Raw genomic sequence first — 15,815 nt, 5'->3', positions numbered from 1 at the left:
TATGGCAAAGTCTAGGGTGAGACTTCGTCAACTGAATTTATTGGGCAAAGCCTTGGGTGAGGCTTTGTCTGTATATACCTGCCGGCGGGAATCTCACCCACCGGCAAGCACATTACATAGTTTAACCTATTTTGCAAAACTTAACAAGGGGTTTCGCAAAGTTTTTTTAAAATTATTTACCTTCAACCATGCCTTCCATGGAACCGGTTTCAGCAAACAGTTTGTAGCAATCGAATGCTTCTGCCAGGATGTGCGGGGTTTGGCTGTTGCCGCAAGCTTCGCAAGCGCGTTTGAAGTAATCATACAGCCAAGGTTGATATTTCGGGTTAGCGATTTGATCGATGATGATCGGAGCTTTTTCTTTCGGGCTCAGGCCACGCAGGTCAGCAACGCCACGTTCGGAAACGATAACGTCAACATCCAGGGTAGCATGGTCGATATGGCTGCAGAACGGAACTACGGAAGAAATCTTGCCGCCTTTTGCCAGGGAGTTGGTGAAGAATACGGTCAGGTAGCCGTTACGAGCGAAGTCGCCGGAACCGCCAACACCGTTCATCAGCTTGGTGCCGCAAACATGGGTGGAGTTTACGTTACCATAGATATCAACTTCAATAGCGGTGTTCATTGCGATTACGCCGATACGACGAGCAACTTCAGGGCTGTTGGAGATTTCTTGCGGACGGAGCAGCAAGTATTTTTTGTAGTGTTCTACGTTCTCGTAGAATTTCTTTTGGCACTCAGGAGACGGAGTCAGAGCGGTACCGGAAGCAACGCGGAGTTTACCAGCGTCGATCAGGTCGAACATACCATCTTGAATAACCTCAGTGTAAACGGTCAGGTCTTCGAAATCGGAGTTAACCAGACCATTGATAACTGCGTTAGCAACGGAACCTACGCCGGATTGCAGCGGCAGCAGGTTTTTCGGCAGACGGCCTTCTTTAACTTCGTTTTTCAGGAAGTTAACGAGGTTAGCGCCCATATGTTTAGCGTCGTCGTCGATTTCGCCCAGCGGACGAACGATGTCAGGACGGTCGCAAGGAACTACTGCAACGATTTTTTCTACTTCGCAAGGAATGTAGGTGGTACCGATGCGGTCTTCCGGAGCGGTGATAGGAATCGGTTGACGATTCGGGGGATCCAGAGGAATATAGGAGTCATGCATGCCTTCCAGGCCTACCGGTTGAGTGGTGTTAACTTCAACGATAACCTTTTTAGCGCCAGCTACATAGGAAGAGCTGTTGCCCATGGAAGTGGTCGGAATCAAGCCAACCATGCCATTGCCGAGGTCGTTGATTTTGCAAACTTCAACGATTGCAACATCCGGACCGGTCGGACGGCCAGCCATGTAACCATAGCGAACCATTTGAGCCATGTGAGACAGATGAATATCAGCGTATTTTACTTTGCCAGCGTTGATAGCTTTACGCATGGTGCCGTTGGTCTGGTAAGGCAGACGACGGTCAATGATGTCAGCTTCAACCATTGCTTGGTCGATTTCAGGACCAACAGATGCGCCAGTCCAAACGTTAACTTTGAAAGGAGTTTTTTTGCCCTTTTCAGCAAGAGCCAGAGGAACAGCTTTCGGATAGCCAGACGGGGTAAAACCGCTGACACCTAAATTGTCACCATCTTTTACGAATTCTGCAGCAGCTTCAGCGCTCATCACTTTGTCAGCTACTACGTCACAAATGCGATCTTTAATATCGATCATGTTTACCTTCCTCCTTTTAATTAGGACATTGAGTTTTTATAAGGGTATTACCCTTTTGCATATAACTTATCAGCAATACCCTGCGGCATTACGAATAAGATATTACCGTATATCAAGCTCTTCACAAATATTTCATACTTGACTATATAGTCATTTCGACATACAAGAGAAAACTCCTGCTTGTACTATAAATATTTTTTCAAAGGCTTCTTTACTATCTGCTACAATTATAACACATTTTCAGAAAAACTTCACTTTTTTCTGTCAAATTTTTCCTGTGTTTTACATAGCAGGCAAATTGCACTCAACGCTATATATGATACCAATAAAATTGTAACACTGCAAGCTTTTTCTTTACAAATTTACAAAACACCCCCTTCTTTTCAAGGAAAAAAAGGGGGATTTGTATTATCCAGATAGAACAATTAACGGTTTTGCGCGTGGTAGTGTGTATGTAATAGACTATGAGCCTTCTCAGAAAGAGGTTTGCCTAACCAAGTATCATAAAGTGATTTTATTTCCGGGTTTTCGTGCGATTTTCGTAATTCGCTTGTACAGTCACAATTAAAAATCGCTTCACGGCGTTTCTGCCTGATAGAAGCATCAACCGGAACAGGCTGACCGCCGCCGCCGATGCAGCCTCCAGGGCAGGCCATAACCTCGATAAACTGATAATCTGCTGTACCTGCTTTAATGCGTTCCAGCATCATTTTAGCAGATTTAAGTGTATGTACTACAGCAACCTTCACAGGTGTGCCTGCAACATCAATAACAGCCTCACGTGTCTGCTCCATGCCGCGTACCTCATTATATTCAAGCTTCGGCAGCTCCTTGCCGGCAACAACCTCGGCCACAGTACGCAAAGCCGCTTCCATAACGCCGCCTGTAGTACCGAAAATAACTGCGGCACCGGTACCGGTTCCCAGCGGAGAATCGAACTCTGCTTCCTCCAGTGCATTAAAATCAATACCAGCCTCGCGAATCATGCGTCCCAGCTCACGTGTAGTAATAACCACATCTACATCACGATAACCGCTGGCGCACATTTCTTCACGTGCAGCCTCCGCTTTTTTCGCAGTACAGGGCATTACCGATACACTGACAATCTTCGCAGGATCAATGCCTGCACGTTCTGCAAAATATGTTTTGGCAACAGCGCCAAACATCTGCTGCGGAGATTTGGCAGTAGAAAGATGCGGCAGCAACTCAGGATATTTCAGCTCAATCATATTTACCCAGCCGGGGCTGCAGGAGGTAATCATCGGCAGTACGCCGCCGTTCTGCAGACGCTGCAGGAACTCATGGCCTTCCTCCATAATAGTCAGGTCGGCAGAGAAGTTTGTATCGAAAACCTTGTCAAAGCCTAAATGACGCAATGCCGCAACCATTTTACCTGTAACAACCTGACCTGCTGGAATGCCCAGCTCCTCGCCCAGGGCAACACGCACGGACGGAGCTGTCTGTACTACAACGACCTTGTCAGGATTGTTGATTGCATCCCAAACCTTGTCTGTATCATCCTTTTCCACGATAGCACCCGTCGGGCAGACATCGGCGCACTGGCCGCAGTAGGTGCAGGCACTGTTGAGCAAATCATGCTCAAAGGCTGTAGATACCATGGTGTTGAAGCCACGGCCGGCAAAGCTGTAAACGCTCATACCCTGCACATCACGGCAAACACGGATGCAGCGACCGCAGAGAATGCATTTTTCCTGATCGCGTACCAGCGACGGATTGCTGTTATCAATAGTACGCGCCCTTGTTTCGCCACCCTCGAAGCGGAGCTTACGCACGCCCAAGTCAGCAGCAATTTTCTGCAGCTCGCAGTCGCCGTTCTTCTGGCAGCACAGGCAGTCCTTCGGGTGATTGGTCAAAAGCAGCTCCAGTACTGTTTTACGCGCTTCGCGTACCTTGGAGGTATTAGTTTTTACTACCATACCCTCGCTTACAGGATATACGCAGGAAGCAACCATAGTACGCGCACCGCTGGCCTCTACCATACACAGGCGGCAGGCACCCTCCGGACGCAGGTCCGGGTGGTAGCACAGCGTAGGAATATAAATACCCGCGCTGCGTGCAGCCTCCAGTACACTGGAGCCTGCCGGGGCCTGAATCTGTTTTCCATCTATTGTTAAATTAACCATCTGCATCATCAGTCCCCTCCTTATGCCTTGCTGATTGCCTTAAACGGACACGCCGTCATGCAGGCACCGCATTTAATGCATTTGTTCTGGTCAATAACATGTTTTGCTTTCGGCGAACCGCTGATAGCCTGTACCGGGCACTGACGTGCACACAGACCGCAGCCGCGGCAGGCATCGCTGATTTCGTAATGCAGCATCTTTTCGCAGACGCCTGCAGGACAGCGCTTCTCTTTGATATGCGCCTCATATTCATCTCTGAAATATTTCAAGGTGCTCAAAACAGGGTTAGGAGCGGTTTGTCCTAAGCCGCACAAAGCTGTTTCCTTGATATTCTTGGCCAGATTTTCCAAAAGCTCGATATCGCCCTCACGTCCCTGGCCTTCCGTAATACGGGTAAGGATTTCCAGCATACGCTTCGTGCCTTCGCGGCAGGGAGTACATTTGCCGCAGGATTCCGACTGCGTAAAGTTCAGGAAGAACTTGGCAACGTCAACCATGCAGGTATCCTCATCCATAACAACCAGACCGCCGCTGCCCATCATAGCACCGGCAGCAATCAGAGAATCATAATCTACCGGCAAATCCAGCATGCTTTCGGGCAAGCAGCCGCCGGAAGGACCGCCGATCTGTACAGCCTTAAACTTTTTGCCGTTGGTAATACCGCCGCCGATATCATAGATAATCTCGCGCATGGTAATACCCATCGGCACCTCTGCCAGACCGGTGTTATTGATTTTGCCGGTCAAAGCGAAAACCTTGGTGCCTTTGGATTTTTCGGTACCAAGCTGGCAGTACCAGTCTGCACCGTTAACGATAATCTGCGCCACGTTAGCAAAGGTTTCTACGTTGTTGATGTTCGTCGGCTTGCCCCACAGGCCGCTGACCGCAGGGAAAGGCGGACGCGGGCGTGGCATACCGCGCTTGCCTTCGATAGAAGCCATCAGGGCAGTTTCTTCGCCGCAGACGAAGGCACCGGCACCCTCTTTGATATGAATAGTAAAGCTGAAATCGCTTTCAAAAATATGCTCACCTAACAGACCCATTTCTTCAGCCTGAGCAATGGCAGTACGCAAGCGTTTGATAGCCAGCGGATATTCCGCACGTACATAGATATAGCCTTCATCCGCACCCATAGCATAACCGCAGATAGCCATGCCTTCCAATACACGGTGCGGGTCACCCTCCAGAACGCTGCGATCCATAAATGCGCCTGGGTCGCCCTCGTCCGCATTACAGATAACATATTTTTTATCGCTCTCGGAGTTTTTGGCAAACTGCCATTTCATACCGGTCGGGAAGCCGCCGCCACCACGACCGCGCAGGCCGGATTTTTTTACCTCGTCCACAACCTCCTGCGGAGTCATCTGCGTAACAGCCTTAGCCAATGCCTCATAACCGCCTACGGCGATATATTCTTCAATAGCTTCCGGATTGATAGCGCCGCAGTTAGCCAATACCAGACGATGCTGCTTTTTGTAGAAGCCGATTTCCGAATAACGCGGAACCTGCTCCTGATTGATGGGTTCACGATAAAGCAGACGCTGCACGATGCGTCCTTTATATAAATGTTCTTCAACGATGGTTTTAACGTCCTCCGGCTTTACACTGCAATAGAAGGTACCTTCCGGATAAACGATAACCAGCGGTCCGTGCTCGCAGAAGCCATGGCAGCCTGTTTCAACAACCATCACCTCATCCTGCAGGCCGAACTTTTGCAGCTCTCTGGCAAAAGTCAGCTGGATTTCCTTCGAGCCGTTAGCCTTACAGCCCGTACCGCCACACACTAAAACGTGAGCTCTTATATGCTGCATAATATTTTTCCTCCACCTGTTTTGTTTACAAGCTATGATACATCAGCTTCTCCAACTGCTGTGTACCCTGCCTGCGGCTTATTCCTGATCCAGCCTGCCTACGACAAGCTCTTCCACAATGTGACCGTTTACCACATGCTCTGCGATAATTTTGGGAACATCCTCCGGGGTTACCTTGCCATAGGTAATTCGTGCTTCACCCGGACGCACTACGTCCACGAGCACCTCTTTTTCGCACATACCGATGCAGCCTGTCTGCTGTACCTGAACATCAAATAAATGACGCTTGTTCAGCTCCTGCAGGATAGCGCTCATAACCTCGCGCGCACCGGCAGCAATGCCGCAGGTACCCATACCTACAATAATTTTTGTACCTGAGCTCTGACGCAGCTTGATATCTGCCTTCAGTTTATCTCTCAAAGCGTGTAAATCCGCTAAGCTTTTCATTCGTTTATACCTCCTCACCCTGCACCTGTGCCAGCTGCTCCTTTAAATAAGCACCCAGCCAGGCATATATTTCAGGATTGGCAAAGTCACACGCTTCGCCTAATATTTCTCTGACCTCCTGCGTTCTGAACACCAGCGAGCCGTTGGCGCCGTTATAGGCAAATTCCAGCTCCAGCTGCGGCGCCCCCGCCAACAGCACCTGCACACTGCTCACAATATCTCCCAGCGGTGGCCGGTCAATATTATCTGCCGCAAAATATGCAGTCAACGCAGTTCCCTTTCCGGGCGCAGACCGCAGCTCCAAATGTCCGCCGCATTGCTGCGTAACCATATCGATAAAGGGAATTCCCATGCCTACCTTTCTGGTAGTACGGCTGGTAACAAAGGGGTCGCGCACCCGCTGCAGCATCTCGCTATCCATGCCCTTTCCGTCATCGCGGACGCTGAAAACAAAGTACCCCTGTTCATTTTCGCTGACAGTCAGCCAGATGTGACGGGCACCGGCAGCCACAGAATTTTGGGCTATATCCAAGATGTGTAATGCCAGCTCCCGCATTTTATTTATACCTTGCCAGAATGCCTGCCAGCTTATCGGTAGTCAGGCGTCCATGCGTATCATCGTTAATCTGCATAACCGGTGCCAAGCCGCAGGCACCGATGCAGGCTACAGTTTCCAGGGTAAAGCGCAGGTCGTCGGTCGTATGTCCGGCCTTAATACCCAGCTGCTTTTCCAAGGCCTGCAGAATTGTTTTGCCGCCACGCACATGGCAGGCAGTACCCTGGCAGACGCGAATAACATTGCGTCCGCGCGGATTAAGATGGAACAATGAATAAAAGGTTACTACGCCGTAAATTTCGGAAATCGGCGTACCTGTTTTATCGGCAATATACTCCAGTACATCCTTAGGCAAATAGTTGTACAGGTTCTGCACTTCCTGCAGAATAGGAATCAGCGGTCCCTTAACATCTGCGTATTTTTCCAGAATAGCATCAATACGCTGCTTTTCCGGATTTTCGCCGCCGCAGCAGCTGCATTTACGCTCAAGACGGTTTTCACTATTATTCATACTACCCCTCCTCTAAAGGATTTTTTGTAAACTTACCAACTCAGTATACCATTTCGCAAGCAAATACACAATACTATTTATGTTATTTTCGCTATATAGTGTACTCTATTTGTGCTATTCTTTACAAAAATCTGAAAATTGTCCCGGCAGGACATTACGCATCCCTTTGCCTGCCAGCGCCAATTTCAGCTCTGCTATCGTTAATTTCTCCACCTGGAGTAAATTTTTCGGACCCTGTACAAAATCATAAATATTATGTGCATCGGAATTCGTAATAAAAGGCAGATAGCCTGCCAAACGCTGCAGCTTCGACTGCAGCTTGCGACGCCAGCCCGCATCGGATATTTCGGCAGCAGCAAAGCCAAAGTCCGGCTCAATAAAACCCAGCTGTCCCAGAATGCTGTAGGAAGGACGGTCGATATGAGCGGCAATGGTAAGGCCACCCAAAGCATCAACCTGCCGCACCACCTGCGCCGCAGTCAGCGACAGCGGTGCATGCAGCAGACGCTGCTCCTCGCGCACAAACTCGTCCTCGGCATCTACTACATACTGAGCACCGAAACGTTCTGCATCATTCAGCATACCGTTCATATGCTCATCAACCAGCAGCTGCCATCTCTGCAGCTGCTCCAGCGTATCAAACAGCGCCACAATATGCGCTTCTTCACTGCTTTCCACTTCCATACCGGGAAATACCTTCACGCCGTAGCGCTGCGCTGCCTCCAGCGCAGCCGGCACATTGGCACCGGCGTTATGGTCGGTAATCGCAACCGCGCCAATGCCATACTCGGCGGCACGCATCACAATGTGATGCGGTGTCATTTCTACCTCAGCACAGGGCGAAAGCAGCGTATGTACATGTAAATCCGCCAGAACTGTCTGCATTGCTTAGTCCTTCTTGCCAACACCCAATGCATACAGCTTGCCGATAACCTCAAAGGCAGGCGCTTCGGTTGCCGCAATAACAACATCATTCAGATTTGCCTTATGCAGTGTATCCTCTGCTACCGGACCATCGCCAGCTACAATAACTGCCGCAAAGCCAATCAGCGAAGCAACCGCAGCAACATTCTGATGTCCCTGCATCGTTACCCAAACCATACCGGGCTGACCCTGGCCCATTGCATTACTCAATAAATCGGAAGCATAACCGCCTTCTACCTCTGCATATAAAGCATCCTCGCTTACATCCTTAGTCAGAAGCTTCAAATCAAGCTTCTCAATCATTTCTTTAACCTTCATCGTTGTCTGCCTCCGTTTTATTTATTTCTGCCGGCTCGTGATAAATAGGTATCTGCTTAGCCAGCTCCAGCATGCCCTGTGACAATTTATGTACACTGGCACGCAATTTAAAAATACAATCTATTTCGTGCGCCTTGCCCTGCACGATATCCTCCGCCAGTCCCTGGCAGCTGGGTGCACCGCAGGCACCGCAGTCCAGACCTGGCAAGGAGCAAAGCACCTCTTCCATACGTTCAAACTTTTTCATAGCTTCCATGATGTCATCATCAAGCTGCATCATCGGACGCGCTACCAGCTTCTTGCGATAGGCCTCCGAATGCGGGAAGTCCTCCAGCACCATCGTGCGCGCCATCGCCTCACGCCTGTCCGCCGGCTCCTGCTCCCGCAGGCCTGCGATACGCCTGCGCAGATTGCATTCGGCCACGAACTTGTTTTCTGCTGCCAAAAGACCGCCTAGGCAACCTCCTTTGCAGGCACTGCACTCCACATAATCAAGCTGCGGCATTTTATTCATAGAAACCTGCTCCAGCAGGTCATACACATTATCAATCCCATGAATTGCCAGACCGTTGGTAATACCGGCGCTTTCTATTTCGCCGCCATAGGTTCCCCAGGCCATGCCATAGGAGGAACCGGTGCGCACATTCAGCTCATGCGTGCCGCCAAGATTCTTCAGCAGCAGTCCGTAAATCTCCGACAGGCTGAAGCTGCCTGTCAGCTCTGTATGGTGCACATCTACCGACTGGCGGATATTAGTTTCCTTAGACGGACAGGGTGAAATAAACCATACACCAATCAGCTCCGCAGGCAGCTGCTTGCGCGCCGCCGCTTCACGCTTCACGTAAATCGCCGCAGCCTCCACCGGCGGCAGCACGGGTACTACCTGCTTAATCAGCTCGGGGAACTTAACCTGAATCAGGCGCATAACTGCGGGGCAGGTAGATGAAATCAACGGCTTGCGTCCGTTGCTGTTCTTTTTTACATATTCTTCTATTTCCAGAGCGATATACTCCGAAGCCAGTGAAACATCAAAAATTTCGTCAAAGCCTATATTATGCAATCCCTGCCAAATGCTTTCCAGCGGGATATTATCCGGGAACTGCGCATACAGAGAAGGTGCAGGCAGCACAATATTATAAGCATAATCGGCCAGGCCCTCCAGCGTGTCGGTTTTCACGTTAAAGGCATGATAGGGGCAGCCTGCAGCGCAGGCACCGCAGTCAATACAGCGGTCTCCCAAAATCTCTGCCTTGCCGTTGCGTACGCGGATGGCCTCTGTCGGACACAGCTTGACGCAGGATACGCAGCCCTGACATTTATTCCGCTGCAATTCCACTGAATGGAAATATGTTGTTGGTTGAGGAGCCATTGCGTATCACCTCGTTTCTTAAAATCTCTTATAAATCCTCGCTCTGGTGCTTGAACTGCATCGTAATGCAGGTTCCTTCACCCACCTTGGACTGAATATCAAACTTATCGGAGCACTTTACCATATTAGGCAGGCCCATGCCGGCGCCAAAGCCCATCTGACGCACATAATCAGGCGCAGTAGACCAGCCCTCCTGCAAGGCCTTGTTGATATCAGGGATGCCGGGGCCGTGGTCGGTTACAGTAATAACCGTAACATCCGAGAAAACCTCGGCCGCTACATTGCCGCCGCCGGCATGAATGATAACATTCATTTCCGCCTCATAGGTGCCGATGGCAATACGGCGTACAATATCTGCCGGAATGCCTAGGCGCTGCAGCATCTTTTTTATTCTAGAAGAGGCTTCGCCTGCGCGCTCAAAATCGCCGCCGACGCAGTCAAAGGCTAATTTTACTGATTTACTGTCTGTCATTTTGCTTACTCCTTTTTGCTGCAGCCACGGATACCTGCTCCGTAAAGAATGCCGCAGGCTTCAAATAAGGTATAATCGGTAGCCAGAACCGGCAGATTGTTTTCCGCCGCCGCTGCCACAATATCAGCATCAGGCACCTTTCCACGCACAAATACCAGCGCGCTCAGCTCCGTCATATCGGCGGTGCGCACTACCTGCATATTAGTCAGTCCCGTGCACAGCAAGGTGTTGCGTTTGGTAAAGGCCAGAACATCGCTCATCATGTCACTGCCGCAGCAGGACTCAATTTGGCGGTGCATCAGCTCGCTGCCGGTCAGAATCTTGGCCTGCAGCAGCTTTTGTACATTATACAAATCCATACACATAGCCCCTTCCTCCATTTATTACAGCTTTATCTAAGCAAAATATCTGTTTTTTGCCAGACTTGATTACATTTATTGTACACTTTAATACGCAAGATGTAAATAAATAGTATAGCATAACTACGCAAAAAAGAAGACCGGCCCACAGGACCAGCCTTCAAAATTCATTATAAAAGCTACTGGATTTACTCTGTAATACCTGCCAGTGCCTGCTGCAAATCCGCCAGCAAATCTTCCTTATCCTCTAAACCGCAGGACAAACGCACCAAGCCTGCAGGAATACCGGCCACCGCCAGCTGCTCATCCGTCATCTGACGATGCGTTGTAGTTGCAGGATTCAGGCAGCAGGTACGCGCGTCGGCAACATGCGTTTCGATTGCCGCCAGCTGCAAGCGCTTCATGAATTCTTCCGCCGCCTTGCGTCCTCCCTTCAGGTTGAAGGAAACTACACCACAGCCGCCGTTGCCCAGATATTTTTGCGCCAAAGCATAATATTTATTGGACTTCAGTCCGGGGTAATTGACATATTCCACCTGCGGCTGCTGCTCCAAAAATTCCGCTATAGCCTGAGCGTTTTCTACATGGCGTGGCATACGCACATGCAGCGATTCCAAGCCAAGATTCAGGATGAACGCGCTTTGCGGCGACTGCATAGCGCCGAAATCACGCATCAGCTGCGCCGTTGCCTTGGTAATAAAAGCCCCCTCCTTGCCAAACTTTTCAGCGTAGGTAATTCCGTGATAGGATTCATCCGGTGCGCACAGACCGGGGAACTTGTCGGCATGCGCCAGCCAGTCGAACTTGCCGCCGTCGATAATCGCACCGCCTAGGCAGGCAGCATGGCCATCCATATACTTCGTCGTGGAATGCGTTACGATGTCTGCACCCCATTCCAGCGGGCGGCAGTTAATCGGTGTCGGGAAGGTGTTATCCACGATCAGAGGCAAACCATGACGATGCGCAGCGTTGGCAAACTTTTCAATATCCAGCACCGTCAATGCAGGGTTAGCGATAATTTCGCCAAACACAGCCTTGGTATTGTCCTGAAAAGCAGCGTCCAGCTCCTCGTTCGTAGCATCTGGAGAAACAAAGGTCACTGTTACACCCATCTTCGCCAGCGTTACGTCAATCAGATTATAGCTGCCGCCGTAAATCGAAGAAGAAGCAACAATATGGCTGCCCGCCTCGCAGATGTTGAACAGGGCAAAGAAGTTAGCTGCCTGACCGGAAGAAGTGAGCATTGCTGCAGCACCGCCCTCCAGCTCCGCAATCTTAGCTGCTACGAAATCGCAGGTCGGGTTTTGCAGGCGGGAGTAAAAATAGCCTGTAGCCTCCAGGTCGAACAGCTTGCCCATCGCCTCGCTAGTATCATACTTAAATGTAGTGGATTGGATAATAGGAATCTGACGCGGTTCGCCGTTACCAGGTTTGTAACCGCCTACTAAGCATTTTGTATTAATCTTAAAATCACTCATTTTCTATCGCTCCTTTAACAATTTATCATTATATTATTGGTTAGCAGGAATTGCGGCACCCATGCGCTGCAGCTGCAAAAGAATTTTGTTATATTCGCCCAAAGCCTTATCCAACTTGTTACCGCTCGCCGGTGCCAGTTCGTGCAAATCATACGGCGTATCCTGGTAAACGATGTTCAGCCAGTTCATATAGAACAGATGCGCGTAGCTGCGCCATTTAAATACCGGCTCCTGCGTTGTATCGCCATCAGGGAAGTAAAACTCCGGCAAATCAATCGGCAAATTCTTTTTCTTATCGCGGAAATATTCATTAGCCAAAGTATAGCGATCATATTCGAAATGACCTAAAACGAAGATGCGGCGCAAATCCTTGGTCGCACAAATGTTGATGCCGTTTTCTACCGAACGTGACAGCACCTGCAGTGCCTTACAGGCATCAATCGCATCATCATCAACTGCGGTATGACGTGACTGCGGAATAAAGTATCTGTCGTCAAAGCCACGCAGCAGCGGATGATTTTTCACCGTCAGGCCGTAGGGGAAGATGCCAAACATCTTCGCCGGCAAAATCGTTTTGTTTACGCCGTAATAATGATACAAGGCAGCCTGCGCGCCCCAACAAAGTGTCATCGTAGAATAACAGTGATATTCCGCCCAATCAAGATAAGCTTCGATTTCCTTCCAGTAATCGACAGCTTCAAAGGGAATAGTTTCTACAGGCGCACCCGTCATCAAGAACGCATCGTAATAGCGGTCCTTAACATCGTCAAACTCCAGATAAGCACGGTCAAGATACGAATTATCGGTATGCGTAGTTTCACGGCTCACAGTACGGCAGAAATCAACCTCTATCTGCAGCGGAGAATTGCCCAAAAGACGCAGCAGCTGAATTTCAGTCGGCTTCTTCAGCGGCATCAGATTCAGCACGCACACCTTCAGCGGACGAATACGTTGCGTTGTCGCACGCTGCTCTGTCATGGTAAAAATTCCTTCCTCCTGCAGTTGGCAGATAGCGGATAAATGGTCATTGATTTTAATCGGCATTGTTTGTTCCTCCTACATTTCCTAACTTAGATTTTCGACTTGCTACAGGAGGAAGAGCAATAAAAAAGCTTCCGTTCCTGTAAAAATACAGGGACGAAAGCGTTGCTTCGTGATACCACCCTAATTCATCCATATGTCACCACACAGACCTCATCAAGTACGCAGGGGTTGTTTACCCTTTAATACTCCAGCACTGTAACGGGCGCACCCGGACGGCCTAAATGCAAGCATCTCAGCCCATCGGCTCCAAGACCATCTTCAATGTCACCACCTGCTCCTTCTTGCACCATTATGAAGGCTCTCTTTGCCAGGCTCGTACATTTACTCTTCTCTTCATCGCCCATTATTAAGTTATGTGCATGATAATACAGTAATTCTTTGTAACTGTCAACAAAAAGTTGCAGTTTTCTCGTAGAAAAAGTGTATAGCGCAGATTTTGTAAAGTAGGTTACAGAAATTTGCACAAAATTGGTAATACCTACGGTATCCGGAAGTTCCGAATGCTATGTGTACTGCTTTTTTGTTCAGTACCTTATGTTGTATTTTACTGGAGCAAATATTATAATTAAAGGAGAGAAAACAGTATGCCGTTAATATCTTCTTTCTACGGTATGCACATCAATTCGCAAGATTTTAATTGTCTTTTGGAAAATTGGCCTTTTTTACCAAAGACGTTTGCTGTCTTTTGGAAAATCGGCCCTTTTTACCAAAGACGTTTGCTGTCTTTTGGAAAATCGGCCTTTTTTACCAAAGACGTTAGGAGTAAATATGAAATACGAACCACTAAAAAAAGTATATTACACCAACGAAAGCGGCTATGAATTAGAGTATTCAAAACGCTATGCCGCACCTTTTACCCAACATTTTGATATGCCCATCAAAGAATATAATCGCAAAAATACTTATTCAGCATTTCTCATTTACACGCAAGAAATAGCGTTGCTCACGGAGCAAATATACAAATCATACGAAACGCTGCTGTATGTAATACATTCTGTACCTAATGTAGTATTAGACCAATTTACGTTATTATCTATACTTGAAGAAGTTAAATCTACCAATGAAATAGAAGGTATCCATAGCACAAGGAAAGAATTGCGGGATATCATTGACGGTACGGCACCACGTTCGGCACGTTTCACTTCAGTAATTCATAAGTACCAAGATTTGCTGGGGAGAACGGATATAGAATTCAAAACATGTGAAGACGTAAGAGCTTTTTACGATGATTTTGCACATGCTGAAGTTATTGCAGAAAATCCTGACAACGAATTAGACGGTAAATTATTCCGAAAGTTTTCTGTTGATATTGATTCAGGTACTGGCAAAACCATTCATCAAGGAGTTATGCCTGAAGAAAAAATTATAAGTTTAATGCATTATGCTTTGGAGCTTTTAAACGATGAAAGCGTTCCATTACTTGTTAGGGTAAGTATATTCCATTATTTTTTCGCTTATATCCATCCCTTTTATGATGGTAATGGCAGAACGGATAGATTTATTACTTCTTATTTTCTATCTAAACACTTCCATCCATTAGCTTCATTAAGGTTATCTATTTTTATAAAGAAAAATCGTGCAACTTATTACGCTCTTTTCAAGGAAGCTGACAGTGAAAGAAATAGAGGCGATATGACTCCGTTTGTCACTGGCTTTATGCGACTCTTGTTATCTACTTTCAATGATACAATTGCAGTACTTCAACGTAAAGAGGCTCAGTTGGAAACATACAGAGCTAAAGTTGATAAATTTATCAGTGATGATGATTTACTGCAAAATATTTACTACATTCTCTTGCAGGCAGCTTTATTTTATGGTCAAGGTGTCCCGATGGCTCAACTAGTAAAAATGACTGACAAATCTCAAAAAACTATAAAAATACGCCTTGAGTCAATGCCTAGGGAACATTTGCTAATTACTACTGTCAACAGAGTCAAGTATTACAAGTTAAACCTTTTGATGTTTAAATAATTAAGAGCGAGATTTTTGCATTAGTCCATTACTTGTGGTTGGATCGACCTAGTCCAAATTTTGTGCTTGATTAAGAATTATTACATTTTATGGGTTTGCTATTACATTAATTTACTTGAACTAGTCCAAATCTACCCTTTAATTTATACTTATCTTAGCTTCACATTGACAACAAAATAAGCAGGGCCTACCGGCTCATGTCGGTAGTATTTAGCAGTACCTACGGTATCCGGAACTTCCGTATGCTATGTGTACTGCTTTTTTTCTTAAGCACCTTATGTTGTATTTTGCTGGAGCAAATATTATAATTAACGAAAAAACCTTATACAAAATCGAACCATTGCGTTAAAAGGAGTGACCACGATTATGAAAACGCCAGTATGGGTAGTCACCAACGTACAACCACAAAAAGATTATACGCTGATCTTAACCTTTGCCAGCAGTGAAAAGAAGCTCTTTGATGCTCGCCCACTTCTTGCCAAAGCAATCTACAAACCATTGAACAATCTCAGTTTTTTCCTAACAGCTAAGGCTGATTGTGGTTCCGTAGCTTGGAGCGATGAAATTGATATTGCACCGGAATATTTATATGAGTGCAGCCTTCCTTTGCAGGTTATTTAAGCTGCTACTTAAATTTTCTAATGTAAGATTAGTAAGGAGGGACTCGCAACTATGGATAATTTCAGCAAGCAAATTTATG

Annotated in this window: 15 protein-coding genes and 1 other annotated feature; of the genes, 2 read left to right on the top strand and 13 right to left on the bottom strand. The window is 47.6% G+C overall.

Annotated features, from left to right (window positions below):
- Positions 1-172: 172 nt before the first annotated feature.
- From RDW05_RS05285 to metA, 13 genes are all read right to left on the bottom strand, one after another.
- Positions 173-1,711 (bottom strand): succinate CoA transferase, encoded by a 1,539-nt coding sequence (locus RDW05_RS05285; protein ID WP_293722725.1) that lies wholly within the window; start codon positions 1,709-1,711, stop codon positions 173-175.
- 425 nt (positions 1,712-2,136) lie between these two features.
- Positions 2,137-3,861 carry an NADH-dependent [FeFe] hydrogenase, group A6 gene (locus RDW05_RS05280; protein ID WP_374111012.1) on the bottom strand — a complete coding sequence of 575 codons (1,725 nt, stop codon included), beginning with the start codon at positions 3,859-3,861 and terminating at the stop codon, positions 2,137-2,139.
- Between the two features lie 14 nt (positions 3,862-3,875).
- Positions 3,876-5,666 (bottom strand): NADH-quinone oxidoreductase subunit NuoF, encoded by a 1,791-nt coding sequence (nuoF, locus tag RDW05_RS05275; RefSeq protein ID WP_307978111.1) that lies wholly within the window; start codon positions 5,664-5,666, stop codon positions 3,876-3,878.
- Between the two features lie 78 nt (positions 5,667-5,744).
- Complete coding sequence (locus tag RDW05_RS05270; protein ID WP_009145649.1) at positions 5,745-6,113, bottom strand: ferredoxin; 369 nt, start codon at positions 6,111-6,113, stop codon at positions 5,745-5,747.
- A 4-nt stretch (positions 6,114-6,117) separates the two neighbouring features.
- Positions 6,118-6,669: an ATP-binding protein gene (locus tag RDW05_RS05265; RefSeq protein WP_307978110.1), complete on the bottom strand. Its 552-nt coding sequence runs from the start codon at positions 6,667-6,669 to the stop codon at positions 6,118-6,120.
- A 1-nt stretch (position 6,670) separates the two neighbouring features.
- Positions 6,671-7,180, bottom strand: coding sequence for an NADH-quinone oxidoreductase subunit NuoE (gene nuoE, locus RDW05_RS05260; RefSeq protein WP_293722718.1), 510 nt, complete (start codon positions 7,178-7,180; stop codon positions 6,671-6,673).
- Between the two features lie 114 nt (positions 7,181-7,294).
- Entirely contained in the window at positions 7,295-8,065 is a 771-nt protein-coding gene (locus RDW05_RS05255) for a PHP domain-containing protein (protein WP_307978109.1), read from the bottom strand.
- A gap of 3 nt (positions 8,066-8,068) precedes the next feature.
- On the bottom strand, positions 8,069-8,422 hold the full coding sequence (locus tag RDW05_RS05250) for a serine kinase (RefSeq protein ID WP_307978108.1): 354 nt from the start codon (positions 8,420-8,422) through the stop codon (positions 8,069-8,071).
- Positions 8,412-9,758, bottom strand: coding sequence for a [Fe-Fe] hydrogenase large subunit C-terminal domain-containing protein (locus tag RDW05_RS05245; RefSeq protein ID WP_307978107.1), 1,347 nt, complete (start codon positions 9,756-9,758; stop codon positions 8,412-8,414). Before RDW05_RS05245 ends, RDW05_RS05250 begins: the two co-directional genes overlap by 11 nt.
- 61 nt (positions 9,759-9,819) lie before the next feature.
- Entirely contained in the window at positions 9,820-10,263 is a 444-nt protein-coding gene (locus tag RDW05_RS05240; protein ID WP_307978106.1) for an anti-sigma regulatory factor, read from the bottom strand.
- 5 nt (positions 10,264-10,268) lie between these two features.
- Positions 10,269-10,628, bottom strand: a complete 360-nt coding sequence (locus RDW05_RS05235; protein WP_246869400.1) for a DRTGG domain-containing protein — start codon at positions 10,626-10,628, stop codon at positions 10,269-10,271.
- Positions 10,629-10,810: 182 nt separating this feature from the next.
- Positions 10,811-12,100, bottom strand: a complete 1,290-nt coding sequence (locus RDW05_RS05230) for an O-acetylhomoserine aminocarboxypropyltransferase/cysteine synthase (RefSeq protein ID WP_307978105.1) — start codon at positions 12,098-12,100, stop codon at positions 10,811-10,813.
- A gap of 33 nt (positions 12,101-12,133) precedes the next feature.
- Positions 12,134-13,144: a homoserine O-succinyltransferase gene (metA, locus tag RDW05_RS05225; protein WP_009145640.1), complete on the bottom strand. Its 1,011-nt coding sequence runs from the start codon at positions 13,142-13,144 to the stop codon at positions 12,134-12,136.
- 86 nt (positions 13,145-13,230) lie between these two features.
- Positions 13,231-13,490 (bottom strand) — a binding site (T-box leader).
- 422 nt (positions 13,491-13,912) lie between these two features.
- Here metA and RDW05_RS05220 point away from each other — a divergent pair.
- Together RDW05_RS05220 and RDW05_RS05215 are read left to right on the top strand one after the other, a co-directional pair.
- Complete coding sequence (locus RDW05_RS05220; RefSeq protein WP_307978104.1) at positions 13,913-15,115, top strand: Fic family protein; 1,203 nt, start codon at positions 13,913-13,915, stop codon at positions 15,113-15,115.
- Positions 15,116-15,481: 366 nt separating this feature from the next.
- On the top strand, positions 15,482-15,736 hold the full coding sequence (locus RDW05_RS05215) for a DUF2442 domain-containing protein (RefSeq protein ID WP_307978103.1): 255 nt from the start codon (positions 15,482-15,484) through the stop codon (positions 15,734-15,736).
- Positions 15,737-15,815: the final 79 nt, after the last annotated feature.

This window comes from uncultured Phascolarctobacterium sp., from assembly GCF_902463975.1.
Classification (GTDB): domain Bacteria; phylum Bacillota; class Negativicutes; order Acidaminococcales; family Acidaminococcaceae; genus Phascolarctobacterium_A.
This window is presented reverse-complemented; position numbering and strand designations above follow the sequence as displayed.